This window comes from Paenibacillus doosanensis (assembly GCF_025060755.1).
Lineage (GTDB): Bacteria > Bacillota > Bacilli > Paenibacillales > NBRC-103111 > Paenibacillus_S > Paenibacillus_S doosanensis.
The window spans coordinates 17,206-41,673 of the sequence record NZ_JANYUY010000011.1 but is presented as its reverse complement, the minus strand read 5'-3'; the positions used below and the strand labels follow the sequence as shown (position 1 = coordinate 41,673).

21 protein-coding genes are annotated in these 24,468 nt (G+C 56.0%); 15 read left to right on the top strand and 6 right to left on the bottom strand.

The annotated features are described in order from the left end of the window. The first annotated feature begins 5 nt into the window (after window positions 1-5). Together N0M98_RS10795 and N0M98_RS10790 are read left to right on the top strand one after the other, a co-directional pair. Entirely contained in the window at window positions 6-308 is a 303-nt protein-coding gene (locus N0M98_RS10795) for a hypothetical protein (protein WP_259617859.1), read from the top strand. A 119-nt stretch (window positions 309-427) separates the two neighbouring features. Beyond that, window positions 428-1,582, top strand: a complete 1,155-nt coding sequence (locus tag N0M98_RS10790; protein WP_259617858.1) for a sialidase family protein — start codon at window positions 428-430, stop codon at window positions 1,580-1,582. Between the two features lie 181 nt (window positions 1,583-1,763). On the opposite strand, the gene aroC is transcribed toward N0M98_RS10790, so the two are convergent. Next, window positions 1,764-2,819, bottom strand: a complete 1,056-nt coding sequence (aroC, locus tag N0M98_RS10785; protein WP_259617857.1) for a chorismate synthase — start codon at window positions 2,817-2,819, stop codon at window positions 1,764-1,766. A gap of 137 nt (window positions 2,820-2,956) precedes the next feature. Between aroC and N0M98_RS10780 the strand changes: the two genes are divergently transcribed. Next, window positions 2,957-3,853 (top strand): LysR family transcriptional regulator, encoded by an 897-nt coding sequence (locus tag N0M98_RS10780; protein ID WP_259617913.1) that lies wholly within the window; start codon window positions 2,957-2,959, stop codon window positions 3,851-3,853. Window positions 3,854-4,256: 403 nt separating this feature from the next. Here the strand turns inward: N0M98_RS10780 and N0M98_RS10775 are convergent, their stop codons facing one another. Next, window positions 4,257-6,071 carry an ATP-binding cassette domain-containing protein gene (locus tag N0M98_RS10775; protein ID WP_259617856.1) on the bottom strand — a complete coding sequence of 605 codons (1,815 nt, stop codon included), beginning with the start codon at window positions 6,069-6,071 and terminating at the stop codon, window positions 4,257-4,259. After that, window positions 6,068-6,898, bottom strand: a complete 831-nt coding sequence (locus N0M98_RS10770; RefSeq protein WP_259617855.1) for an ATP-binding cassette domain-containing protein — start codon at window positions 6,896-6,898, stop codon at window positions 6,068-6,070. The genes N0M98_RS10775 and N0M98_RS10770 overlap by 4 nt, the downstream gene beginning before the upstream one ends. 96 nt (window positions 6,899-6,994) lie before the next feature. Between N0M98_RS10770 and N0M98_RS10765 the strand changes: the two genes are divergently transcribed. After that, window positions 6,995-7,585, top strand: coding sequence for a biotin transporter BioY (locus tag N0M98_RS10765; RefSeq protein WP_259617854.1), 591 nt, complete (start codon window positions 6,995-6,997; stop codon window positions 7,583-7,585). A 213-nt stretch (window positions 7,586-7,798) separates the two neighbouring features. Here the strand turns inward: N0M98_RS10765 and N0M98_RS10760 are convergent, their stop codons facing one another. Beyond that, a complete protein-coding gene (locus N0M98_RS10760) occupies window positions 7,799-8,560 on the bottom strand; it encodes a DeoR/GlpR family DNA-binding transcription regulator (RefSeq protein ID WP_249866238.1) in 762 nt (253 codons plus the stop codon). A 346-nt stretch (window positions 8,561-8,906) separates the two neighbouring features. On the opposite strand from N0M98_RS10760, the gene N0M98_RS10755 reads away from it, so the two are divergent. The 9 genes from N0M98_RS10755 (at window position 8,907) to N0M98_RS10715 (ending at window position 19,112) form a co-directional block, all read left to right on the top strand. Continuing rightward, a complete protein-coding gene (locus N0M98_RS10755; RefSeq protein ID WP_259617853.1) occupies window positions 8,907-10,253 on the top strand; it encodes an ABC transporter substrate-binding protein in 1,347 nt (448 codons plus the stop codon). Window positions 10,254-10,515: 262 nt separating this feature from the next. Beyond that, window positions 10,516-11,931: a carotenoid oxygenase family protein gene (locus N0M98_RS10750; protein WP_259617852.1), complete on the top strand. Its 1,416-nt coding sequence runs from the start codon at window positions 10,516-10,518 to the stop codon at window positions 11,929-11,931. Between the two features lie 116 nt (window positions 11,932-12,047). Beyond that, on the top strand, window positions 12,048-12,569 hold the full coding sequence (locus tag N0M98_RS10745) for a GNAT family N-acetyltransferase (RefSeq protein ID WP_259617851.1): 522 nt from the start codon (window positions 12,048-12,050) through the stop codon (window positions 12,567-12,569). Between the two features lie 169 nt (window positions 12,570-12,738). After that, complete coding sequence (locus tag N0M98_RS10740; RefSeq protein ID WP_259617850.1) at window positions 12,739-12,939, top strand: hypothetical protein; 201 nt, start codon at window positions 12,739-12,741, stop codon at window positions 12,937-12,939. Between the two features lie 136 nt (window positions 12,940-13,075). After that, window positions 13,076-14,665, top strand: a complete 1,590-nt coding sequence (locus tag N0M98_RS10735; RefSeq protein ID WP_259617849.1) for a sensor histidine kinase — start codon at window positions 13,076-13,078, stop codon at window positions 14,663-14,665. Further along, window positions 14,665-15,084, top strand: a complete 420-nt coding sequence (locus N0M98_RS10730) for a response regulator (RefSeq protein ID WP_259617848.1) — start codon at window positions 14,665-14,667, stop codon at window positions 15,082-15,084. The genes N0M98_RS10735 and N0M98_RS10730 overlap by 1 nt, the downstream gene beginning before the upstream one ends. Further along, complete coding sequence (locus N0M98_RS10725) at window positions 15,017-16,291, top strand: helix-turn-helix domain-containing protein (protein WP_259617847.1); 1,275 nt, start codon at window positions 15,017-15,019, stop codon at window positions 16,289-16,291. Before N0M98_RS10730 ends, N0M98_RS10725 begins: the two co-directional genes overlap by 68 nt. Before the next feature lie 80 nt (window positions 16,292-16,371). Next, window positions 16,372-18,588, top strand: a complete 2,217-nt coding sequence (locus tag N0M98_RS10720) for an alpha-galactosidase (RefSeq protein ID WP_259617846.1) — start codon at window positions 16,372-16,374, stop codon at window positions 18,586-18,588. A 158-nt stretch (window positions 18,589-18,746) separates the two neighbouring features. Further along, window positions 18,747-19,112, top strand: coding sequence for a cupin domain-containing protein (locus tag N0M98_RS10715; RefSeq protein WP_259617845.1), 366 nt, complete (start codon window positions 18,747-18,749; stop codon window positions 19,110-19,112). A gap of 121 nt (window positions 19,113-19,233) precedes the next feature. Here the strand turns inward: N0M98_RS10715 and N0M98_RS10710 are convergent, their stop codons facing one another. Both N0M98_RS10710 and N0M98_RS10705 read right to left on the bottom strand, forming a co-directional pair. Then, window positions 19,234-19,695 carry a DinB family protein gene (locus tag N0M98_RS10710; RefSeq protein WP_259617844.1) on the bottom strand — a complete coding sequence of 154 codons (462 nt, stop codon included), beginning with the start codon at window positions 19,693-19,695 and terminating at the stop codon, window positions 19,234-19,236. A gap of 134 nt (window positions 19,696-19,829) precedes the next feature. After that, window positions 19,830-20,741, bottom strand: coding sequence for an AraC family transcriptional regulator (locus N0M98_RS10705; protein ID WP_259617843.1), 912 nt, complete (start codon window positions 20,739-20,741; stop codon window positions 19,830-19,832). Window positions 20,742-20,936: 195 nt separating this feature from the next. Between N0M98_RS10705 and N0M98_RS10700 the strand changes: the two genes are divergently transcribed. Then, window positions 20,937-22,721 (top strand): glycoside hydrolase family 36 protein, encoded by a 1,785-nt coding sequence (locus tag N0M98_RS10700; protein WP_259617842.1) that lies wholly within the window; start codon window positions 20,937-20,939, stop codon window positions 22,719-22,721. A gap of 819 nt (window positions 22,722-23,540) precedes the next feature. Then, complete coding sequence (locus N0M98_RS10695) at window positions 23,541-24,311, top strand: sugar phosphate isomerase/epimerase family protein (RefSeq protein ID WP_249864719.1); 771 nt, start codon at window positions 23,541-23,543, stop codon at window positions 24,309-24,311. Window positions 24,312-24,468 lie beyond the last annotated feature (157 nt).

Below are 24,468 nucleotides of genomic sequence, written 5' to 3'. Positions count from 1 at the left end.
TCAACTTGTCCAGGCGTAAATGTCGGCTGATTGCAACGAAACAGACGGGGAGTGATAGTATGAAGCGATTGCTGTTTGATCTTAAATTTTTAACAGGCGTTATTTTTTGTTACCTCGGCGTCGTTTTAACGATATACGGCTTGTTTACGAATAAAACGACGGAATACTTTCCATATAATATCAATTTATGGTGGGGGATTTTCACCGTTTTGTTCGGAGCAGCCTTTTTTATCGGCAGCTTCCTAACGATGAAAAAGGCTGAATCCTACCAGGCGGGCGGATCAGCCGTCTTTCATGAAGATAACTAGAAGCGCGGTGAAACAAGAGCTGAGGGGCCATTGGAATCTGAAGCAGCGTAAGCGTTCGACTTTGTAGACGGATTTTCCCCCCTTCTAGACCACAACGGAGATAAGGAGATGGAACATCTATGGATTCCGCATTACAACCGGCTCATATATTTATAGAGCCTACCGAAGAGAGATTTAAGGATCATTATCGGCGTTGGCAAGGGATTCCTTCGATTGAAGTCACGGATCAAGGAAGAATCTTTATCGATTTTTACTCCGGACAGGATGCGGAGGTTGGCGGCAATATGATGGTTTTATGCGTAAGCGACGATCATGGGCAGACGTTCCGCTCAGGCGTTACCGTCGTGGAGCATCCCGATCGGGAATGCCGTATTTATGATCCCAATTTATGGATCGATCCTTTGAAAAGATTATGGTTGACTTGGACGCAGGCGCGCGGATTTAACGACGGAAGAATGGGAGTATGGGTTTCCGTTTGCGAAGATCCGGATGCGAAGAAGCTGAACTGGTCTCCACCGCGAAGAATAGCCAACGGCATTATGATGAATAAACCTGTTGTCACATCGAAGCAAGAATGGCTGTTTCCTTGCGCGATATGGTGCAATACGAGCGGAAGCAGGCCAAGCGAAAATCACGGACTCCAGCATGAGCAGTTTTCCAATGTTTACGTATCCGCCGATAACGGGAATACGATTAGTCTTAGAGGTCATGCGGATGTGCCTAATCGAGGCTTCGACGAGCATATGATCGTGGAAAAAAACGACGGGACCTTATGGATGCTTGTCAGAACGTTTGACGGGATTGGGGAGAGCTTTTCGCATGATGGAGGTTATACTTGGTTTCCGGGCCGGAAAAGCCATATCGACGGACCATGCTCGCGCTTTCATATTCGCAGATTGAAATCGGGAAGGCTGTTATTGATTAATCATTATCATTTTGAGGAAAGAATTGACTTGGACGATATTATGAGCCAAGGGAATGTGAAAAGCTGGAAAGGTCGGAGCCATCTGACTGCGTTATTGAGCGAAGACGACGGGAAGACATGGCCGTATACGTTATTGCTGGATGAACGCAATGAGGTGTCTTATCCCGATGCTGTCGAAGCCTCGGACGGATACATTTATGTGACGTATGATTGGGAACGGGTGAAACAACGGGAGATATTGATGGCGCGGTTCACCGAGGAGGATATTATAAGGGGGCAATGCGGCTCGCAAGGCGCTATGCTGAAGCAACTTGTGAATAAAGCGACAGGGCAGCCGGATATCCAATAAAGCTTGACCGCGCCTGCGCCATGCTGCCGGGCGGGAAAGACGAGTCGGCCGGCAGCGCAGCCGGATCGACGCGCCTAGCAGATAACGAGCAGTCCGATTCCGTCACGGCGATCAAGCCGGAATGGGACGAATCGGTGTGCAAGCAAAGCAGGGCGGGCGGTGCGGCAGCCGCCCGTTCCGTTTATGCATGCAGGGCGGCCTGCCGCTTCAAGTGATCTTCAAGGACGAGGCAGGCCATCGCTTCCACGACCGGCACGATCCGCGGGCAGATGCACGGGTCGTGCCGTCCTACGGTGCGGATCGTATGCTCCTCGCCGCTGATGCGGATCGTCTGCTGAGGCAGCGAGATCGAGGAGGTCGGCTTGACGGCGACGCGCAGTACGATTTCGGCGCCGGTGCTGATGCCTCCGAGAATGCCGCCCGCATGATTGCTCAAGAACCCCTGGCTGTTCATCGCATCGTTATGCTCGCTGCCGAGCATGCGAGCCGCCTCGAAGCCGGCCCCGAATTCAATGCCTTTCACAGCTCCGATGGATAACATCGCTTTGGCCAAATCGGCGTCGAGCTTGTCGAATACGGGCTCGCCCAGACCGGCCGGCACGCCGCCGATGCGGCACTCCACGATGCCCCCGCAGCTGTCCCCGGCGGACGACAGCGCTTCGATCTTGCGGATCATGGCGTCTGCGGCTTCGGGATCGCAAGCTCTGACGGCGTTGCGTTCGCTCTCGCCTTCGACGTACCGGGCGCAGCGGATGCCGCCGATTTCCTTCGTATAGGCGGTCACGCTGACGCCTCGCCTCTCCAGCAGCTTGCGGGCGACCGCTCCGGCGGCGACGCGGCCTGCCGTTTCTCTGCCGGAAGCTCTGCCGCTGCCCCGGTGATCGCGAATGCCGTATTTATGCAAATACGTAAAGTCGGCATGTCCCGGGCGAAAGGCCAGTTTAATATCGTCGTAAGCTTCGGGCCTCATATCTTTGTTGTATAAAACGACGAACAGCGGAGTGCCCGTCGTCCTGCCTTCGAATACGCCGGATAAGATATGAACCTCATCGTACTCCTTGCGCGGGGACGTGACGGAAGACTGCCCCGGCTTGCGGCGGTCCATCTGCACCTGGATGTACGCCTCGTCGATTTCCACTCCCGGCGTCACCCCGTCGATAATGACCCCGACCGCTTCCCCGTGCGATTCTCCGAATGTCGTGACCTTAAAGCTTTCTCCAAAACTGTTTCCGGCCATTCCTATCTCCTCCTGCAATCATTGAATGATATTCCGTTTTGACGTTTGCTCTGGTACCCATTATAATTGCAAGCATGAAATAGATAAAATACGAAAATTAAATTGTTGCCATAGAGAGGATTTATATCATGCAGTCGATGAATTTGGAATGGTACCGTATTTTTCTGTACACGGCCCGCTCGGGCAGCTTGACCAAAGCGGCGCAGCAGCTGCATATTACGCAGCCTTCCGTCAGCTATTCGATCAAGCAGCTGGAAGACACGCTGGGAGCCAAGCTGTTCGACCGGCTCTCCAAGGGCGTCTCCTTAACCCGCGAAGGGCAATCGCTGTACGATTATGTGGAGCAATCGTTCGCCATACTGGATGCCGGAGAGAAGCGGCTGCAGTCGCTTCAGCGGCTTACGGCCGGAGAGCTGCGGATCGGCGCGAGCGGGCCTGTGATCAGGCATATGCTGCTGCCTTCGTTGGACCGGTTTCATGCCGCCTATCCGGATGTGAGAATTCGATTGACGCAGGGAAAAACGGCGGAAATCTCCGGCAAATTGCAGGAAGGCAGCCTCGATCTGGGCATGGTGCATCTGCCGTTGGCGGACCCGGAGCTTGCCGTCCGTCCGTTATTTTCCATCCAGGACTGCTTCGTCGTCGGGGAAGCTTACCGCAAGCTGGCTCAAGCCGGTCGGCCGGTCGCAGCGATCCGGCTCACGAAGCTTCCGCTGCTGCTGCTGTCGCCGGGGAGCAGCACCCGACGGTTTGTGGAAGGCTGGCTGCAAACCCAGGGAGTGGCCGCGGAAGCGGATATTGAGCTGGGCAGCATGGACATGCTGGTCGAGATGGCTCGCCGCGGCTATGGAGCGGCCTTTGTAACCCGAGCGTTCGTCCGGAGGGAGCTTGCAGGCGGGCAGTTGTTCGAGCTGCCGCTCGCGGAGCCGATTCCGCCGCGAATGATCGGCGTCGCGTCGCGCAAGGCAGCCTCGCTGCCGCTTGCGGCGGAACGGTTTATGACGATGCTGGCCGAAGCGGCCATAAGCGAGTGAGAATGCATCTGTCCGATGGAGTTACGTTTATGCATATTGAATGAATAATGACTGCCTATTTTGCCGCTAACGCTGCATGAATACTGTCATTTTGCATAGATATACTTTCTACGTCGTCGTTCATCGGACAGACTCTTACAGGGCTGCTCCCTTATGCAGGGGGCGGCCTTTTGCGTGTTCTCGCTTCGGGCCATGCGGGAAAAGCCGCTTCGGGCTCATCTGAGCTTAAGCGGCTGTCTTTGGAAGCGTGGTGAAAAAAGAGCGGAGGGGCCATTTGAATCTGGAAAAGCGTAAGCGTTCGCCTTTGAAAACGGATTCTCTCCACAGAAAAACGAAAAAACAATCCAAAGAATCCGTTTACAACAGCGATTGGAGGATCAAATGGACGCCGCAGCGGACTTTTTCACCACCCTTTTAGCGATGTATTCAATATGAACAAAAGAATGAGCAGCGCGATCCCGACTGCGGCAGCAAGCCAATCTCTCCGCCGGAAAGGCGGGTAGTCTGCGGAAGAGCGGTTCAGCCGATGCAGTTTGCAGCCTCGGGCCTCCAGGGCGAGGGCTAAATCCTCGGCATGCCGCATCATCGACAGCAGCAGCGGGATCATGAATACCGGCACGTCCCGAAGGCGCAAGGCTGCGCCGGGCTTCGCCACGGCTTTGCCGCGCGCTCTGACGATCAGCGACATCCGTTCTGTTTCCGCCGCTATTAACGGAATGAAGCGCAGCAGAAGAGAGGCGGAGAAGGTGAAGACGGAGACGGGAATGCGAAACCGTTCGAGAAACGATAAAGCTTGCTCCAGCCCGCGCTGCATCATCGAAGGGCGGGTGCTGACGGCAAAGGCGACGCCGGCGACCAGCACGAGAAAGAACACGGAGAGCTGGCGAACGGTTCGAAAAGCGGCGTCCCAGGAAAAAGACGCGGCTTGCCAGCGCCACCACTCTCCGTCCGCCGCGGGCTCCACCCCGGACAGCAGGGCGGATATGACGATGAAGACGGCGAACGCTTTAACCGCCCTGCCGGCCGTTCGCATGGATACGCCTGCCCCGTAGACCATAGCGGCGACGATCAGAGCGGAGAAGAGCAGTCCGGGCCACCGGTTTTGCAGAAGCATACCGGTCGATACGGCTACGTAAAATATCCACTTGGCGATCGGATGAAACCGGTGCAAGCCTTCGTCTGCCGCTGCGGCAGGCACCGAAGCCGCTGCAGCTTCGGCCATGCTGCGAGCCTCGCCGCCGCTGGCTGTGCATTGGACGGCAGCCAGCGCTTCCTCAGCGCCCGCGCCCGCATCCGCAGGCGGCAAACCGGGCTCGGCTGCGAGGCTGCCGCCCTCTGCCGCCGCCGTATCCACCGCAGAGGATTGCGCAGGCTGCGGCGCGCGCAGCGCCCGAACGACCGCCTCGGCGGTATCGTCGGCGGACAGAGGGCGTCCGGCCAGCCGGAACCCTCGCTTCCGCAGCTCCTGCGCGATGCGGATCGAGGCCGGCAGTCCGACTTCGGCCCTAAGCAGCGGGCCGGGATCGTCGTACAGCCCGGCCGGAGACGTGGCGGCGGCGACCGTGCCGCGCTGCATGATGAGGACCTGATCCGCGACGGGCAGGAACGTATCCAGATCATGGCTTACGATGATGACTCCGCCTGTGCCGAGCTCGCGATGTGATTTGATCGCCGCGAGCAGCGGCGGTATTCCTTGCGGATCGATGCCCGCCGTCGGCTCGTCGAGCAGCAGCCAGTCCGGCTCAGCCGCCCAAGCGGTGGCGAGGGCGGCTTTGCGCTTCCAGCCGTCCGATAAGGTGAAGACCGATTCTTGCAGAATGGACTCGGGCAGCTCCAGCAGGGCCAGCGACCCGCGGATTCGCGCGAGCGCTTCCGGCTTCGATAGCCGAAGAGGCTGCAGCGAATAAAGAAATTCTTTCATCACGCTGTCGGCAAACAATTGGCGTTCCGGATACTGAAAGACGATACCCGAGCGGAGCCAGACGGATTTCTGCACACGGCCGTCCCGCCACAGAGGCTCGCCGCCGCAGAGGATTTGTCCGGAGGCGGCAGGAATCAGCCCCGCCAGCGCGTGGAGCAGAGTGCTCTTGCCGGAGCCGGTGCGGCCCGCGATCAAAGTGATCGTCCCGTCGGGGAAAGTATGGCTCACCTCGGACAAGATCGCCGCCGATCCGCCGCGAGGCGGCATCACTGTAACCTGCTGCAGCTGCAGCGTCATAGCGCGCTCACCGCCTCACCGAGCTGTTCGGGAGTCAGCGGCAGCGGCTCCGGCCTATAGCCGTGCTTTACGAGCTGCCGCACGACCTGAATCGTATAAGGCGGGGCGAACCCCAATTGCTCGCAGCAGCTCAGCCCGTCATCGCCGATTTCGTAGAAGAACGCCTGGTTCGTTCCCGTAAACCGAAGCCGGCCTACTTCCAGCGCAGCGACGCGGTCGGCCCAGACCAACTCGTCCAGCAGCTGGGTGATCCATAGAATCGTCGCCCCCTCCCGGTGAAGCCGGCGCGCGATATGTATAATGCCTTCCCTTGCCTGCGGATCGAGCATCGAGGTCGCTTCATCGAAAATGTACACCGCAGGCTTGGCCGCGAGACATCCGGCAATGGCCAGCAGCTGCTTCTGCCCGCCGGATAGCGTTGCCGCGGGAACGTGCGCAAGCTGCGCGAGCCCGACCTGATGCAAGGCGTCGAGCGCCCGGGACGGCATATCTTCGTTAGAGACGCCGAAGTTGGCGAGACCGAGGCAAACATCCTCATAAGGCGTCTCTCCAATGAGAGCCGTCTCCGGATTTTGAAAAATGAGCTGGACGGCCGGCTCCCGCCCGATGCTGCGCTTAAGATTTCCGCCGGTCGGCGAATACAGCCCGGCCGCTATTTTGGCCAAGGTGCTTTTGCCGCTTCCGTTCGTTCCCGCCACAGCGAGCCATTCTCCTCGATAAACGGAGAGATCGATATTGCGCAGGGCCATCCGCGGGGTTCCGGCGTGATCGATGAGATAAGAAACTTGTTCAAATGTAATGAGGGCGGTTCGATCCATAGACTCCATAGAATTAACTCTTTTCTAATAGTAAAGTTTGTGTTAGAATTCGATTGTCAACTTGATGTATACATATTAGGTTAACAAATAAAAGGGGCTGTGGCAATGAAAAAAAGTTTGACTATGAGAGGATTGGCTTTTAGTGCGCTGTTCGGCGCTCTGCTGGTCGTATCCAGCTATTTGAACATTCACCTTGGGTTTACTCCGATTCCGATCTCGCTCGAAAACTTGGTCGTCATGCTCACGGGGGCGATTCTCGGGCCGCTGTACGGATTTTGCAGCGTAGCTCTGGTTGTCGTTCTAACTGCGCTCGGCATCCCTTTGCTGCACGGCAGCGGCGGCTTCGCCTTGCTGCTCGGGCCGACCGGAGGCTTCGTATGGGCGTATCCGTTCGCGGCGCTGCTGATCGGACTGCTGCTGAAGCGGGTCAAGGGCAGAGGCGTTGTCGCTTTCGTGCTAACGTTTCTTGCTTTGGAGCTGTGCGGGTCGCTGCTGCTGTATGTAAGCGGGGTTCCGTGGCTCGCCCACAAAGCCGGCATTTCACTGCAAAAAGCGATGGCGCTAGGCTGCTATCCTTACTTGCCGGGAGATGCGGTCAAAGCGGTATTGGCGGCGGTCATTCTCGTTCCGGTGCGCCAGATGTTCCCGGTTTCGAGAATAACGGGCGTCAAGCGCATGATCGACTTGACGGAATAAGCCGCCGCAAACAAACGGCAGCGCGCTTTAGGAGTCTGTCCGATGAACCGCGTAGCATGTAAAATGACAGTAATGAAGCAGCGCTAGCGGCAAAATAGGCAGTCATTATTCATTCGCCATAATAAAAGCAAAAAAGATGCCGGGGAGCAAGCGTCCGAGCATCTTTTTTGCGGTTATAGCCAAACATCGTCTCGAGCGGCGCTTCGCCGGGCGCTACACGGTCAGCACGCGGACGCCGGCTTCCTGAAACAGCCTGATCTGCAGCTCGGACGCCTCACATCCGGTGATGAAGGTGTGTACGCTGGACACCGGCGCGACCGTATGCAGCGACACTTTCCCGATTTTCGTATCGTCGGCGACGACAATGATCTCCTGCGCGCAGCGGATCATGCCCTGCTTGGCCGGCACCAGCTCCGCTTCGGGATGAGTGAGCCCGTGCGCCGGATGAATGGCGGGCGTGCCGAGAAACGCTTTTTGCACATGGAGCTTTTCCAGCACCGAATCCGTATACATGCCGTTCAGCATGTAGCTGGAGCGGTACAGCGTGCCTCCCGTGACGATGACCGTGACGCCGGAAGCGTCGCGCAGCTCCGCGGCAACGTTCATATCGTTGGTCACCACGGTAATGTTGGAGCGGTTGACCAAGTGCCGCGCGATATGGACCGTCGTAGTCCCCGAATCGATAATAATATGATCGCCGTCCTCGACAAGAGAGGCGGCTTTTTTGCCGATCCGGTCTTTTTGGTCGAGCTGATCGCTGACCCTCTCGGAGAACGAAGGCTCGGCGTTGGCCCCCTGGTCGAGGATGACTCCTCCGTGGGTCCGTCTCAACAGCCCCTCCTGTTCAATCTCCGCCAAGTCCCGGCGTATCGTTGCCTCGTGCACTTGAAATTCTTGAGCCAGGGCGGCTACGGAGGCGACTTGCTTCTGTTTGACCCATTCGACTATGCGCAGCTTGCGTTCGGCAGCGAGCATCATTATGACCTCCATCATTGTAAAAAATATTCGTTCGTCGCATCCGGCGACGATTCGGTTCGTATATGTTCATTTCTGCGTATTATCATTTTTTTAGAAACTTTACTTCTTTTAAGATTAATGAGAAAATCGGCCATTGTCAAGGCAGTTTGGCTGCTGGGGCATATTGACACCGAGAGCGGGCTCTTTGTAGTATAAACATGGAATTGATCACAAATGAACAACAAGAAGCAAAAGCGAGCGTATATAAAAATGGTCGGCAGCTTGCTTCCCATCGAAGCCGCCCAAGAAGGGGCATGCAAACGACGGAGCGCGGACCCAATTCGAGGCTAAAGGAGAGTTGTCCATGAGAAAAAGTAAAGCGTTTTCGCTATTGGCGCTGATGGCTGTGCTGGGAGCTGCTCTGCTTGCCGGCTGCAGCGGAGGAAACGGCAGCAATACCGGCCCGAGCGACAATACGGCCGAGTCGGCGAAAGAGGATCGGTATAATAACGAGCCGGTCACTCTGCGGTTTTATTCCCACAATGCGGGCATATTGAGCGATGCCGATCTGGAAACGCTCGTCGGAGCGCCCCTGCGCGCCAAATACCCGAATATTACCCTGGAGCTGATCAAAGGAACGACGCTAGATAAAATGATTGCCGCGGGCGAAGTGCCGGATCTTATTGCGACCAGCAACTATTATTTGCATGACGTGCTGCAGCTCGGGCTCGGCACCGATTTAAGCGGCTTCGTCAAAAGTCAAGGCATCGATATGAGCAAATTCGAGCCGGAAGCGGTCAATGTACTGAAGTCATTCGGCAAAAACGGAGAGCTGTACGGTATTCCGTATGCGATGAATTACGGCGTGGTCGCTTACAACAAAGATATTTTCGATAAATTCGGCGTTCCCTATCCGAAGGACGGAATGACCTGGAGCCAAGTTTTGGAGCTTGCCCGCCAAGTCACCCGGACGGATCAGGGCAATCAATATATCGGGTTCGATATGGGAGACCCGCAGCTGTTGACCCGCGCTTACTCGCTGCCTGTCGTGGACGAGAAGCAGGAGAAGGCGGTGCTGACTTCCGAAGGATACCAAAAGGTATTCGGCTTGTACCGCCAGCTCTATGACATTCCAGGCATCGTCGATTCGAACAAAAAGTATACGTACGGCATCGATGCGTTTTTGAAGGACCAGAAGGTGGCGATGTTCCCTTACTGGATTTCGGCACTGACCGCGCGCCTGCCGCAATTGAAGGAGCCGGGCAAAGATTTTAACTGGGATGTCGTTTCGTTCCCGTCATTCGACGACAAGCCGGGGCTCGGGCGCGAAATCGACTTCCACCTGGCTATGGTGCCTCCGGGCAGCAGCAATAAAAAAGCCGCCTACGCCGTCATCGAAAGTATGATCAGCAATGAAGCCCAGCTCGCGATGAATCGGTCGGGCAGCCGGCTGACGATTCTCAGCGACGCTTCCGTGCGCAATCAGTTTGCCGCCGACGCCAAGCTGTACGACGGCAAAAACCTGCTCGGCATCTTTGCCGTCAAGCCGGCCCCTTTGCCCGAAGCGACCGCTTATGACGTCAAGTCGTACTCCTTCCTAAAGGAAGGCATCAAATCGATGATCAACGACGGCAAAGACATCAATACCGCGCTCAGAGAAGCGAACGAAAAGGCGGATAAATATATTCAAGAGATGAAAACCACTCAATAACGACGACGCTGAACAAGCCGCGCAGCCGCGCGGCTTGTTGGCATTTGTGCGAGCGGTAGGGAGTTCGCGCGGAAAAAGGACGGGCGGAAAGAAAAAATGATGAAAAAACATATTGACATACCGACGGTAGGTACGTAATATAAAAGCATAAACAAACCGACGGTCGGTATCGATAATCTGCTTGCGCTGGCACGAACGATGAAGGCGCCGCCTCATGAACAGACGACCGCATCCCACCCGGGGAACTTATTAGGAGGTTATTATGATGAGTCAACAACCGATGTTTCAATTAGGTTTTACCAATTTGGAGCAGGAAGTGCACGGATGCCGTCTTCCCGTTACCGGCTCGGTGCCGGGCTGGCTGTCGGGAACGCTGTTTCGCAACGGTCCGGCGAAGTTCTCGACGCAGCAAGGATGGCATACGCACTGGTTCGACGGCTTGGCCATGCTGCACAAATTCACCTTCCGCGATTCCGAAGTCATGTACTGGAACAAATATTTGCGGACGAACGCTTATCGTCGGGCACAGGAAACCGGCGTGCTCGGATCGGGCTTCGGAACGGCGGCCGGGCAGAAGACGGTGAAGGATCACAATGCGAACGTCAACGTGTCGCAAATCGACGGCCATTTCGTGGCGATGACGGAGACGCCCGACGTGGTGGAGTTCGATCCGTACACATTGGACACGATGGGAGTATTCGATTTTCACTGCGAATTTCCGGGGCAGTTTACGACCGCGCATCCGCATATCGATTGGAAGACGGGACGCCACATCAACTTTACCATCGAGTTCGGCGCCGTCAGCCAATATCATCTGTATTCGATAGCTCCTCATTCTACGCGCAAGGAGAGAATCGGCTCGGTTCCGACGCTGGAGCCTTCCTATATTCACAGCTTTGCGGTTACCGAGCGCTACGTCATTATCGCGGAGTTCCCGTTCGTCGTGAATCCGCTGGAGCTTATGACGAGCGGCAAGTCGTTCATCGACAATTTTCAATGGAAGCCGGAGCGGGGCACGCGCTTTTATGTAGTGAGCAAGTCGGACGGCGCTTTGGTAAAAACGTATGAAGCCGAACCGTTCTTCTCCTTCCATCACGTGAATGCTTACGAAGCCGGTAACGGAGACATTATGCTCGACATCTGCGCGTCGGCGACCGCTTCGGTTGTCGGGGATTTGCAGGTCGACAATTTGACGAACAAGGACGACGCTCCCGCATCGCCGAGAACCGAGCTCCGCAGATATCGCTTGCCGGTATCGGGCGCCGCCGCCTCCGGCGTACTGCTCACCGGCGAATCGATGGATTTGCCGACGATCAATCAGTCCCGGGGAACGGGCCGCACATACCGTTACGCATACGGCATCAGCATGAACAAGCAGCGGATGGAGAAATACTCCAATCAGCTGGTCAAAGCGGACGTCGTGCAAGGCGAAAGCAAAATCTGGTTTGAACCGGACTGCTATCCGGGGGAGCCGATTTTTATCGAGAAGCCCAATGCGCTGAGCGAAGATGACGGCGTCGTCGTTTCGGTCATTCTGGACGGCAAAAGGGGCCATTCGTTCCTGCTGCTTCTCGATGCCCGCACCTTTACGGAAATCGGCAGAGTCCATGTGCCGCATCATATTCCGTTCGGCTTTCACGGCATGTTCACGGAGGAATTGTTTCTCCGTCATGCTTAGAAGCATGGTGAAAAAAGAGCGGAGGGGCCATTTGAATCTGGAAAAGCGTAAGCGTTCGACTTTGGGGACAACAGCGATCTGATCATATACGACAACTCTTGGAGGAGGCAGACGCTATGAATATCGTGAAAGCCGGCTTGGAGGATCTCGAAGCTATCTCCGGGCTGTATGAAGAAGTGACCCGCCATATGCGGGAGAACGGCATCGATCAATGGGATCAGTATTATCCGACGAAGCCGGTGTTCCACAACGATTTGCGAAACGGCCATTTATACGGCATTCGGCATGAAGGGCAATGGATCGGCGCCGTGGCGGTCAATGACGAGCAGAGCACGGAATACGAAGGACTGCCGTGGCAGGACCGTTCGGGCCATCCGATGGTCATCCACCGGCTGGCGGTTCACCCCGCGTATCAAGGCAGGGGCATCGGCAAAAAGCTGCTGCAGTTTGCGGAAGCCGGCGCTCTGACCCAGCCGTACACGAGCATCCGGCTGGACGCCTATTCGGCCAACCCCGCCGCGATCGGCATGTATGAAAAATTCGGTTACACCAGCGTAGGAGAGGTGCGGTATCCATTCCGCAAACATCCGTACCGCTGCTTTGAGAAGATCATTCCGACGGAGCTTCGCCTGAACTAGGCGGCTCCGTCTTTCTTTTGTCAGAGTTCTGCGGCAAGGCGGCGCACTCGGGCCGACCGGACCCCAAAGGTAAAAATAGTGCACAAACGGGTAAAAATCTTGAGCGTGCAAACCGGGGCAAACCTTTTATAGTTATATCCAGGCAATTAATATAAATGAGGTGAACAGCTTGGAAATGAACAAAACGGAAGTGGGAGCCCGGGGAGTCGTTCGGCCCCGGAAATTTTGGAATACCGCGAGGAAGGACGCCGCGATCGGCTGGTTGTTTCTGGCCCCGGAATTTCTCGGGATGCTGGTGCTCGGCGTGTTTCCGATCGTCTTTTCCTTATATTTAAGCTTTTGCGACTGGAACCTGGTCGGGGGGCTCTGACGAAGCAAGCAAAATTATTAAACAAAATACGAAATAACCAGGTATAGGGCGCCGTGCAGGCGTCATCGGCTATTCGGTTACGCAAAACAAGGTCAAGGAAAAGGTCAAGCTGACTAACGAGTCGGTCGTTTCGGTTATGTCGAAGGATATTGCGAAGATGATCGACGACTTGACTTACGCCTCCAATTTCTTCGTGCAGGACGCCAATGTCCGCAAGGAGCTGAGAAATTTTACGGCCGCCAAAGGGATTACCAATTATGCGGATTTGACGACGTATCAGCAGATTAAGGACTTTTTCAGTCTTGTCATAGCCAAAACGATGAATACCGATATTTTGATGTTTCTGGTGAATAACGAAGGTTTTATTATCCAGTCGTTCGACGGCGGAGACATCTCCCCGGAGCAGGTGCGGCAGCATTGGAGCATCGTGAAGGACCGCGTCGATTACGAGCAGCGAAGCCGGCTGCAGTGGCTCGGAACGGTAGCGGCCGGGCCCGACGGGGGCAAGTCGGCGTACTACGTTTCGCGGGTGCTGCGCGATCCGACGGATAACGGGCTGCTTGCCACCTTGTATATATCGATTCCGCACGCTTATTTCGCGAAGCTGTTCGACCAGATTCAGACGGGCAAGCTGGCGCTGTACGATGCGGACGGAACGCTTATCGCGGGAGACGATACGGTATTCTTCGAGTCCCGTCACGCCGAGCCGCAGAATGTCAGAAACGAGATGGCGATCGAGAAATCCGGCTGGAAGCTTGTCTATGAAACGCCGCGAAAAGAAGTGACCGGCGAAATTTCGCGGACGTTCTATATTTCGTTATTGCTGGTCGTCCCGTTTTTCCTGTTGTTTTTTCTGATCTCGATCCTGATGGCCAGACGCCTCCACAGTCCGATCCGCAAGCTGCAGCTCGGCGTGAAGCAGTTCGGCAACGGCAACCGCACCATCCGCTTCCAAGAGGACGGCAAGGACGAAATCGCCGAGCTCGGGCGGACGCTCAATACGATGCTGGAGCAGATCAACCGGCTGATCGCCGATATCGAGCATGAGCAGGAGCAGAAGCGGGTGATGGAGCTTCAAGCTTTATTTTCCCAGATTCGTCCGCATTTTTTGCTAAACACGCTGAATTCGATCAAATGCAATCTGATTTTGTACGACGATGAATTCCACAGCCAAAAAATCGATTCGCTGATGAGCTTATTGCGGGCTTATATGAAGTTTAACGAGCCGTCCACCTTAAAGAGCGAGTGCAGGCTGCTCGCCCACTATGTCGATATTATGCAGATGCGCAGCGATATCGAGCTGGATTTCCGGGTGCGATTGGCGCCGGAGACGGAGGGCGTCGATCTGCCGAAGCTGCTGCTTCAGCCTGTGGTGGAGAATGCGTTCGTCCACGGCTTTGCCGAACAGGCGGAGCGCCCGCGGATCGAGCTCGAATCGGAGCTTCTGGGGGACAAGCTGCGCATCCGGATTGCGGACAACGGTGCGGGATGCGGCGATGAACGGCTGGCGGAAATGAACGCATGGCTCAGCCGGACCGATGAGCAGACCTTCGGCTCTTATAAGCGGGTGGGGCTGATAAATGTGCTTCAGCGTCTGCGTATCACTTACGGGTCTCAAGCGTCCATGCAGCTGCTGCGCAATGAATACGAGGGAGTCACCGTGATGATGGTCATTCCGCTCGGGAGCGGGCTCGAACCATCGATAAGCGGCAAGGGGGAGTTATAATGAGGCTGAGAGTGATGCTCGTCGACGATGACGTGCCGATGATTAAATATTTGGTGAAGCTGGTCGCGTGGGAAACGATGGGGATGGAGATCGTCGCCACGGCGCATTCCGGGAAAAAGGCGCTGCAGCTGTTTCGCGAGGCGAATCCGGATCTGGTCATTACCGATATCGGCATGCCGCAGATGGACGGTCTGGAGCTGGCGGCCGAGCTGAAGCGGATGAAGCCCGAAATCCGGCTGCTCTTTCTGACCTGTCACGAGGAATTCCATTACGCGCGCAAAGCGGTGCAGCTGGGCGCCGACGATTATTTAATCAAGGACGAGCTTAAGCCGGGAGCAGCTGGAGAAGAGCTTGAGCAAAGCGTCCGTCGAGCTGAGGGAGCAGCTGGAGCAGCGGCGGGAGCAGGTTTACAAGCATGATTTGATGAAAAACAAGGATGTGCTGAAGGAGCGTTTTTTCCGGCAGATGATGAGCGGGGTATCCGCGAGGGACATGCTCAGCTACGGCAAGCGGCTTGGTTTCGAATGGGATCGTTCTCATTTTATGGTGGCGATCGGTTATTTGAATTTCGCGTCGTTTCCTGACCGGTACCGGTACAGCGACGTTCCCGTCCTGCTGTACGCCATCAGTAATATCGCCGAGGAATTGTCGCCCGAAGAGAAGATGGTGACCGCATTTACGGACACGGATGCTTATTTCATCTGCATCGCCAATTTCCAGCCGAATTTGAGCTTGAATACGACGGAGCAAGTTCAGCGGTATTTGGCCGCTCTCAAGGAGAAAATCAAGGAATATTTGAAGGTCGATGTGTCGATCCTGTTCGGACAGCCGTTCAAAGGGGCGGAAGGCATCAAGGCGAATTACAAGCAGCTGAAGCAGTGGAACCGCGCCGCCTATTATGAAGATCTTTCGTTCGGACCGATGCCCGCGATGGAAGGCAAGCTGTGGTCGATTGATGTGACCGGGGCGCTCGGAGACGAATGGAACCGCCTGCTGAAGGCGTACAAGGACCGGGACGACAGCTCCATCCGGCAAGCTCTCGACGAAATGAAGCGTAAAGCAATCAAGCTGCAGCTCGACCCGGGAGAGCTTATCGCCAAATGCTCGCAGTGGGTCAGAGTCTTGGAGCTGGAGAGCGATCGGCACAGCGATGACGGCTTTCACGATTGCCTGCTGAAGAGCCGGCGGCTGAGCGATACGATGGATCTGCTGGAGACGAAGGTGAAGGAGCTTTATGAAGCGAACCGCGAAGCCGTCATCGAGAGAAAGGCCAAGCTGCAGCAGATCGACCATTATATCGCCGAGCATTTGTCGGAAAACATTTCGCTTGTCGACATCGCCGATTATTTGTTCTTGAATCCGAGCTATTTGTCGCGGTATTTCAAGCTGGAGACAGGAATGAATTTCACCGACTACGTGCATCGTTACAAGATGAAAATCGCCTGCCATCTGCTGAAAAGCAAACAGGACAACATCGAGCTCGTCGCGTTCAAGCTTGGTTACGTAGAACGCACTTATTTTTTCCAAAATATTCAAAAAATACGTCGGAGTGAGCCCGAAGGACTATCGTTAAGAGGCGGGCATCAACCGGCGCCCTGCGATAAAAACATAAATTCGTCCATATGAAAATGGGTTTTGTCCATATTCGCCGGAGGGAAGCGAAGCTATAATAGAGCTGAAAAACCTGTACGAATAGGGAGGCTGTCATGAGTATCGTATTCGATCCGGCTTCGCAAACGTTTCACCTGCAAGCCGCCGGCGCAAGCTATGTGATGCAAATCGTCCGATCCAAATATATCGCCCATATCCACTGGGGCCGCAAGGTGCGCGGAACGAATCCGGGAGGGCTGCTGGCAAGACGCGAGCGCTGCTCGTTCACGCCGTCTACCGATCCGGACGACCTCAGCTTATCGCTCGACACGCTGCCGCAGGAGCTGCCGGCTTACGGCGGAAGCGATTTCCGGGTGCCCGCCTACCAGGTTCAGCTGGAGAACGGAACGACGGTCAGCGAGCTGATCTATGAATCGCATCGCATTTACCCCGGCAAGCCGCAGCTTCCCGGACTTCCGGCGACTTATGTCGAGCGGGAGGACGAGGCGGATAGTCTGGATATCGTGCTGACGGACAAGCTGATCGGGATGAAGGCGGTCGTTACCTATACCGTATTCCGCCATTTCAATGCGGTAGCCCGTTCGGTGCGCTACATCAACGAAGGCGGCGGCAAGCTGCGCCTTTTAAGGGCGCTCAGCATGAGCGTCGATTTTCCGCATCCGAACTTCGACATGCTGCATTTGTCGGGCTCCTGGGCGAGAGAGCGGCATATCGAGCGACGCTTGCTTACCGCCGGAGGCGCAACGATCGAGAGCCGCCGGGGCGCGAGCAGCCATTCTTTGAACCCGTTCGTCGCGCTGTTGTCCAAGGATGCGGACGAGGATCACGGCGAAGCCTACGGCTTCAGTCTCGTATACAGCGGCAGCTTCCTGGCGCAGGCGGAGATCGATCCGTACGGCACGACCCGCGTCGTCATGGGCGTGAATCCGTTCGATTTCAGCTGGCTGCTGGAGCCGGGGGAATCGTTCCAGACGCCGGAGGCGGTGCTCGTCTATTCCGGCGAAGGACTCGGGGAGATGTCGCGCACTTATCATAAGCTGTACCGGACGCGGCTGTGCCGCGGCGAATACCGCGACCGCACGCGGCCGGTGCTCGTCAACAACTGGGAAGCGACCTACTTCAATTTTAACGCCGATAAAATCGAGGAGATCGCCACAGCCGGTCAGGAGCTGGGACTGGAGCTGTTCGTGCTCGACGACGGCTGGTTCGGCAAGCGGGATAACGACAACTGCTCGCTCGGCGACTGGTTCGTCGACAAGAACAAGCTGCCGCAAGGACTGGAGGATTTGGCCGCGAGAGTGAACAGGCTGGGTCTGCAATTCGGTCTCTGGTTCGAGCCGGAGATGGTCTCACCGGACAGCGAGCTGTACCGGGCTCATCCCGACTGGTGTCTGCATGTTCCGGGGCGGCGCCGGACGGAAGCGCGCCGGCAGCTGATTCTCGACTATTCCCGGCAGGATGTGCGGGATTATATCGTAAAGGTCGTCTCCGATATATTGGAAGGTTGTCCCATCCGCTATGTGAAATGGGACATGAACCGCAATATGACCGAGATCGGCTCGGCGCTGCTTGCCCCGGACCGGCAGCGGGAGACCGCGCATCGTTACATGCTGGGGCTGTACGAAGTGCTGGAGCGGATTACGTCGGCGTTTCCGCATGTTTTATTCGAAAGCTGCTCCGGCGGCGGCGGGCGTTTCGATCCGGGCATGCTCTACTATATGCCGCAAACGTGGACAAGCGATAATACCGATGCGGCGGAGCGCTTGAAAATTCAGTACGGCACGAGCATCGTCTACCCGGTCAGCACGATGGGAGCGCATGTATCCGCGGTGCCGAATCATCAGGTTCACCGCACGACGCCTATCGAAATGCGCGGGCATGTGGCGATGTCGGGCAATTTCGGCTACGAGCTTGATTTGACGAAGTTTACGGCGGAGGATAAGGAGGCGGTACGCCGGCAGGTGGCCGCTTACAAGCAGCTTCGCCCGCTGATTCAGTTCGGCGACTTTTACCGGCTGCTCAGCCCGTTCGAGGGCAACGAAACGGCGTGGATGTTCGTATCCGAGGATCGCACGGAGGCGCTGGTCGCCTTCTTCCAGGTGCTGGCCAAGCCGAATGCGCCGCTGTCCAAGCTGCGTCTGAAGGGATTGGACCCGGACAAGGATTACCGCGTGCTTGACGTAGACGGCGCCGCAGCGGAAGCCTCCGTCTTCGGAGGGGATGAATTGATGCATATCGGTCTGAACCTCCCGCAGTGGAAGGGCGACTTCCGCAGCCGCTTATACCGGCTGACCGCGCAAGAAGCGGAATAAGCCAAACGAGATCATATCTAAAAGCGTGGTGAAAAAAGAGCGGAGGGGCCATTTGAATCTGGAAAAGCGTTAGCGTTCGCCTAAGAAAACAGCGATTGGAGGATCAAATGGGCGCCGCAGCGGACTTGTTCACCACGCTTCTAAGGGAGCGAACCGTATTGAAAAAGTTTAGGTTAACCGATTTGCAGGATACGAGAGAAGGGCATTTTCTGCAAGGGATATTGCCTGGGGAATATTTGTCGTCGGGAGGACTGGCCTTTGAGAAGCCGGGCTTCCGCACGCATACGAATGACGGCCCGGAAGGGCGGGATTACCATGTTCACAAAGACTGCGAAGTGTTTATCATCGCGCAGGGCAAAGGGGAGATGGAAGTGGACAAGTCCTTCCACCCGGTCGTAACCGGCGATATTATCGTGATCGAGCCGGGCGAGGATCATCATCTTATTTCCAGCACGGAAGACCCTATCGTGACATTATGGGTCCATGCCGGTCCGGCCCGCCATAAAAACCAGCTCCCCGAATAACCCGGGGATGACGCAAGAAGTCCTCTTTGTCCGATCGGAGCAAAGAGGACTTCTGCCGTTCATTTAGGAAACGACGCCGCGCGCTAAGCGGCTCGATGCCTTCTTATCCGAAGCCGGGGCCTCAGCCTTGTTTCAACACCTTCAGCATCGCGTTGATCATGCCCAAATGCTGGTTATCGTGGAGCATAACGGCCTGGAGCAGCTCGCCGACGGTTTCGGCTTTGAAGAAGTTTTCCTTCACCGGGGCATCCATTTTGCCGCTTAAGGCAGCTTCCAACTGACCTGATTGCTCTCTTAACTGAGCTATGAGCGTATCCCAAGCCGGCGGTTCTCCGGTCCAATCGGCGGGCTTGGTCCCGTTGCCGAACAAGCCGCGGTACGTTGCCGGAACGGCGGAAGGCTCTCCGGAGAAACCGAGCACGATGCCGTCGGTTACCGTAACGAGATGCCCCACCTGCCATAGCAAGTGATTGTTAAAGCCTTGCGGCACTTCCTCCCGCTGAGCTTCCGGACTTGCTTCAAGCAGTTCCAGCAGCTTACCCCTTCCTCTGTTGATCAAACCGAACAAATAGGATTCTCTCATCCGTGCATCATCCTCCCTAGTCATTGCAAAATATCAAGCCGACCGATCCTGCCTTATCGGCGAACGAGGACGCTCTGCTTGGCCCCATACGGCTGCCATCTCATTATAGCAAGATATGAAGCAGGGAGTATACTTCAGCTTAATCCTCTGAACCTCCGGCGATACTCGGAGGCGGATTCCTGAGCATGCTTGCCGAATTGTCTCGCGAAATAATGCGGCGAAGAGAAGCCCAGCGTATAGGCGATCTCCGTAATCGGCATATTCGTCTCGCGCAAATACGTCTTAGCCTTGTCCAGCCGGCACTTGAGCAAATAGGTTTGCGGGCTCGTCCCCGTCTGTTTGCGGAACAGCTCGTACAAGTAAGCGACGCTGATGCCGAGCTTACCCGCCCATTCCTTGACGCAGGGGTCCGCCGTCTCCGTATGTCTTAGCCAATCGACCATTCGCCCGATTCTCGGATCGTACCAGGTCTCATAAGGCTTCCGGGCGAACCGCACATACCGGACGAGGAACGTTTCGAACAACGAGCGCAGCAGCGCATCGTCTCCGATCCCTTGTTCCGGATATGCCTCGATTACCGCCAGATAAGGCTCCAGCCAGGCCGCGCCGCGCGGAGCCCGAACCCGGACGGGAAGAGCGATTCCGTCCGCATCCGTGAATTGCACCCGTGCGGCGCAGAGCGACACGTCGTACTCGCCCGCATTGTGGCAATTGAGCTGCGGGTCCCCCTTCTGTTTGGGGGTAGAGGGGGACAGCAAATCGGCGTAGACGGAGGCGTGGACCATCGGATCGTCCTGCGCGGCGATGAACGTATGGGATACGCCGGGCGCAATATAGTACAAATCGCCGGTTTCGGCGGCCCATACGTCCTCTCCGATCTTCATCGTCCCCCTGCCCGCCGAAATGTAGATGAACAGATGGACGTAGGGAAGCCGCGGACCGACATGCTGCCCCGGCTTGAACGGGTAAAAGTTGGCGCTTACGATACGCGAATGGATTTCGTTCAGCTGGGCCGTCTTCGTCTGCGGTTGTCTCGTTGCGGACATCGATGCGTCACCTCGTCTTTTTTGTCCGGTGGATGTTATCGCCCATGCTACCACGAAAGGGGGGGCAAGACAATATTTTATCCTCCAATCGTGCAAATTCAAGACTGAAGGATAAACCGTTGGGAAGCGCTGTTGGTATAGTAGAGGATAAGCACGGTCAAATCAAATTTATGCTAATGGGAGTGTTCATCTGTTATGACGATCAGCGAAATCCAATTTATTCAAGCCGCCGCGTCTTTGGTTAGGGAAACCGGCGGAAATAGAAGCGAGCGGGCCCGCGTCGCTGCCGAATGGGCAGGGGAGACGGCAAGCTTCCGTCTGATTAACGAGGGAGACGAGCCGATCTCCGTCAAGGAAATCGTTTTATTCCAGGGAGCTTGGCCTTTCGGCGGAGATACCAAATTTTATGGCGAAGGCTACAGCATGCTGTCCCAGTACGGCGGCACGATCGGCGAGCCGAAAATGATCGGTAAGTTCGACGACCGCAAGCATTACAAGCTCCCGGCCACCGAAGGATTTTTTACCGCCTATAATTTCGTGCTGCTGTCGCCGGAGCCGACCCGTCATTTGCTGATGGGCTTTACGTCCTGCCGCCGCCATACGGGAGAAATTCGTTTGGCCGCCGGACGCTTCGAGGTCGTACTCGACGGCGAAGAACTTATCGTAGCGCCCGGAGAAAGCCGTGAGCTGGAGAGCTTCGCCCTGCTTACGGGAAGCGACAGGGAAGCGCTCCTTGAACAATTCGCGGCCCTCATCGAGGCGCATCATCCGAAGCTTGAGACACCGGGCGTGCCGACCGGCTGGTGCTCGTGGTACTGCTTCGGGCCTGCAGTGACCGAGCAAAATATATTCGATAATTTGCACGCCATCGGCAAACAGGTTCCGCAGCTCAAATATATCCAGATCGACGACGGTTATCAAGCATACATGGGGGACTGGCTTACGCCGGGGCAATCGTTCAGCGATATGGAGAAGCTGTGCAAGCAGATCAAGGCCGAAGGCTTCGAGCCGGCGATCTGGGTCGCTCCGTTCATCGCTCAGCAGGAATCGGCGCTGTTCCGCGAGCATCCGGACTGGTTCATCCGGGACGAGGAGGACAAGCCGCTCGCATCGAACCGGATTTCGTTCGGAGGCTGGCGGCACGGGCCTTGGTATATGCTCGACGGAACGCATCCGGAGGCCCGCGATTACTTGCGCCGCGTATTCCGTACGATGCGGGAGCAGTGGGGCTGCCATTACTTCAAGCTGGATGCGAATATGTGGGGAGCGCTTCCCGGAGGCCGGCGCTATATACCGGAGGCGACCAAGGTGGAGGCGTACCGCATGGGGATGGAAGCGGTGCTGGAGGGAGCCGGAGTGGACAGCTTCCTGCTCGGCTGCAACGCGCCGATGTGGCCGTCGCTCGGTACGGTTCACGGCATGCGCGTCACCGGAGATATTTCCCGCAAATGGCCGGTGTTCGCCCTGCTCGCCGCGGAAGGCTTCTCCCGGAACTGGCAGCACGGCCGGCTGTGGGTGAACGACCCGGATTGCCTGGTGCTGGAGAACCGCAACATCAAGCTCGTCGATCCCGACGGCACGGTGCGCCGAGGCATGTCTTCCATAACGCCGGATGAATTCATGTTCCACGCCGCCTATATCGTCGCTTCCGGCGGAATGGTACTGTCGGGCGACGATATGCAGACGATGTCAAAGAGCAATCTGCAGCTCGTGAAGAAAGCGCTGACGACTCGCAATATCGCCGCCCGGTTCGACGACGACAGCTTCCGCGTAGGCAGGGTGAACGAGCCGGACCGGCAGCTGCTCTGTTTGTTTAACTGGGAGGAAGCGGTATCCGATCTGACGATTCAGCTTGATCGTGCCGGACGCCTGGAAGACTTCTGGACGGGGGAAGAGTTGGGCTTTTGGGAAGGCCGCCTCACGCTGACGGGAATGCCGCCGCATTCGGCGCGGGTGCTGGCGCTGTATCCTTGTAGCTGAAGGGGATAGAAATCCGGGAACAAGCGGACGAGCGGCCAGAGCAGTCTGGAGAAGCGCCGGCGTTCGCCTTTGTCCCCGGAGTACACTCGCAACGGACACAGCGGCCGTTATATAAACCCTATCGACCGTTTTGGATTTCTAACGGACACAGATGCAGCTATTTGTTGAAAAAACTGCCTTATTGAGCAATTCGGAGCTATGTAAGCGCCGTGGCGACCGTTACGTTTAAAAAGCGTCTGTTTGTGACGACTTTAGCTCCCTGGTGTCCGTTACAATTAGAAACTCGGTTCCGGAGGCTACACCTTCTGCAGCTCCCTTCCAATACTGTTCGATCGCTTAGCCGTCCCTGAGAAAGATGGTTGGGGAAGTGTTTTGAAGACGCCATTTTCGCTGGTAAAAACCTAGCTTGCAGCCAAGCCATTGTCCAAACGGGTACGTTGGAGCATGAAAAACGTGGTGAAAAAGTGAGCGAAGCAAGCGAGAGCAATCTGAAGCAGTGAAGCGTTCGCTTTTGTTTTCGGATTTCACCCGTTTCACGGGCTTAACTATTCAAGAAATCCGGGACGGGCAACTTTCTATCGACTCTCCGGTCACTTTTTCACCACCCTTCTAGGAGTCTGTCCGACGAAGTTACGTTTGTGCATACTGAATGAATAATGACTGCATATTTCTCCGCTAGCGCTTCATAATTACTGTCATTTTGCATATTTATACCTTCTACATTGTTCATCGGACAGACTCCTAGAGCTTGCAAGTAAATTATGGTACAGTGTAATTGAAAGCGATTGCTCATTATAAAACGAATGGAGATGTCCCGTTTTGAAAATTGCAGCTCAGCTCTATACGTTGCGAGAATTTCTGAAAACCCCGGAAGACATTGCCGAAACGCTCAAAAAGGTAAAAGAAATCGGTTATCGCGCCGTACAGGTGTCCGGAGTCGGCCCGATCGACAATCAGGCGCTCAAGGATTTGGCGGACCGCGAGCAGCTCTCGATTTGCGCCACGCATATCAGCTACGCCGATTTGAGCCAGCAGCTCGACGCCGTGATCGAGAAGCATCAATTATGGGGCTGCCGGTACGTCGGACTTGGCGGCTTGCCGCAGGAGTACCGGACAAGCGCGGAAGGGTACTCGGCGTTTGCCAAGGAAGCGTCCGAGATCGGCCGCAAGCTTAAGGCGGCGGGACTTACGTTCATTTATCATAACCACAGCTTCGAATTTGCGAATTTCGGCGGTAGAACCGGAATGGACATTTTGTTCGAGGAATCCGATCCCGAAGCATTCGACTTCGAGCTCGACGTGTACTGGGTACAAGCCGGTGGAGCCGACCCGGCGGACTGGATTCGCAAGGTGAACGGCCGGATGAAAGTCGTGCATCTGAAGGATATGGCCGTCACCGGAGAGCGCGAGCAGCGCTACGCCGAAGTAGGCGAGGGCAATATGAATTTCGACCGCATTCTCAAAGCCTGCAACGAAATCGGCGTCGAATGGGGAGCGGTGGAGCAGGATCAATGCTACGACCGCAATCCGTTCGAAAGCCTTGCCATCAGCTTCAACAATTTGCAGAAAACCGGACTTATCAGCGTATAATCAAGTCCTTATCATTATTTTGCGCGAAGGGGAATCCCGCGCTGCTTGACGATCAAGCGGCACGGGATTTTTTGCGTTGCGGCAGCGTAACGAATGCCCCGCAACGCCCGATAATACGGCAATCTTAATTTGGGATAGCCGATCTTAATATCGGATA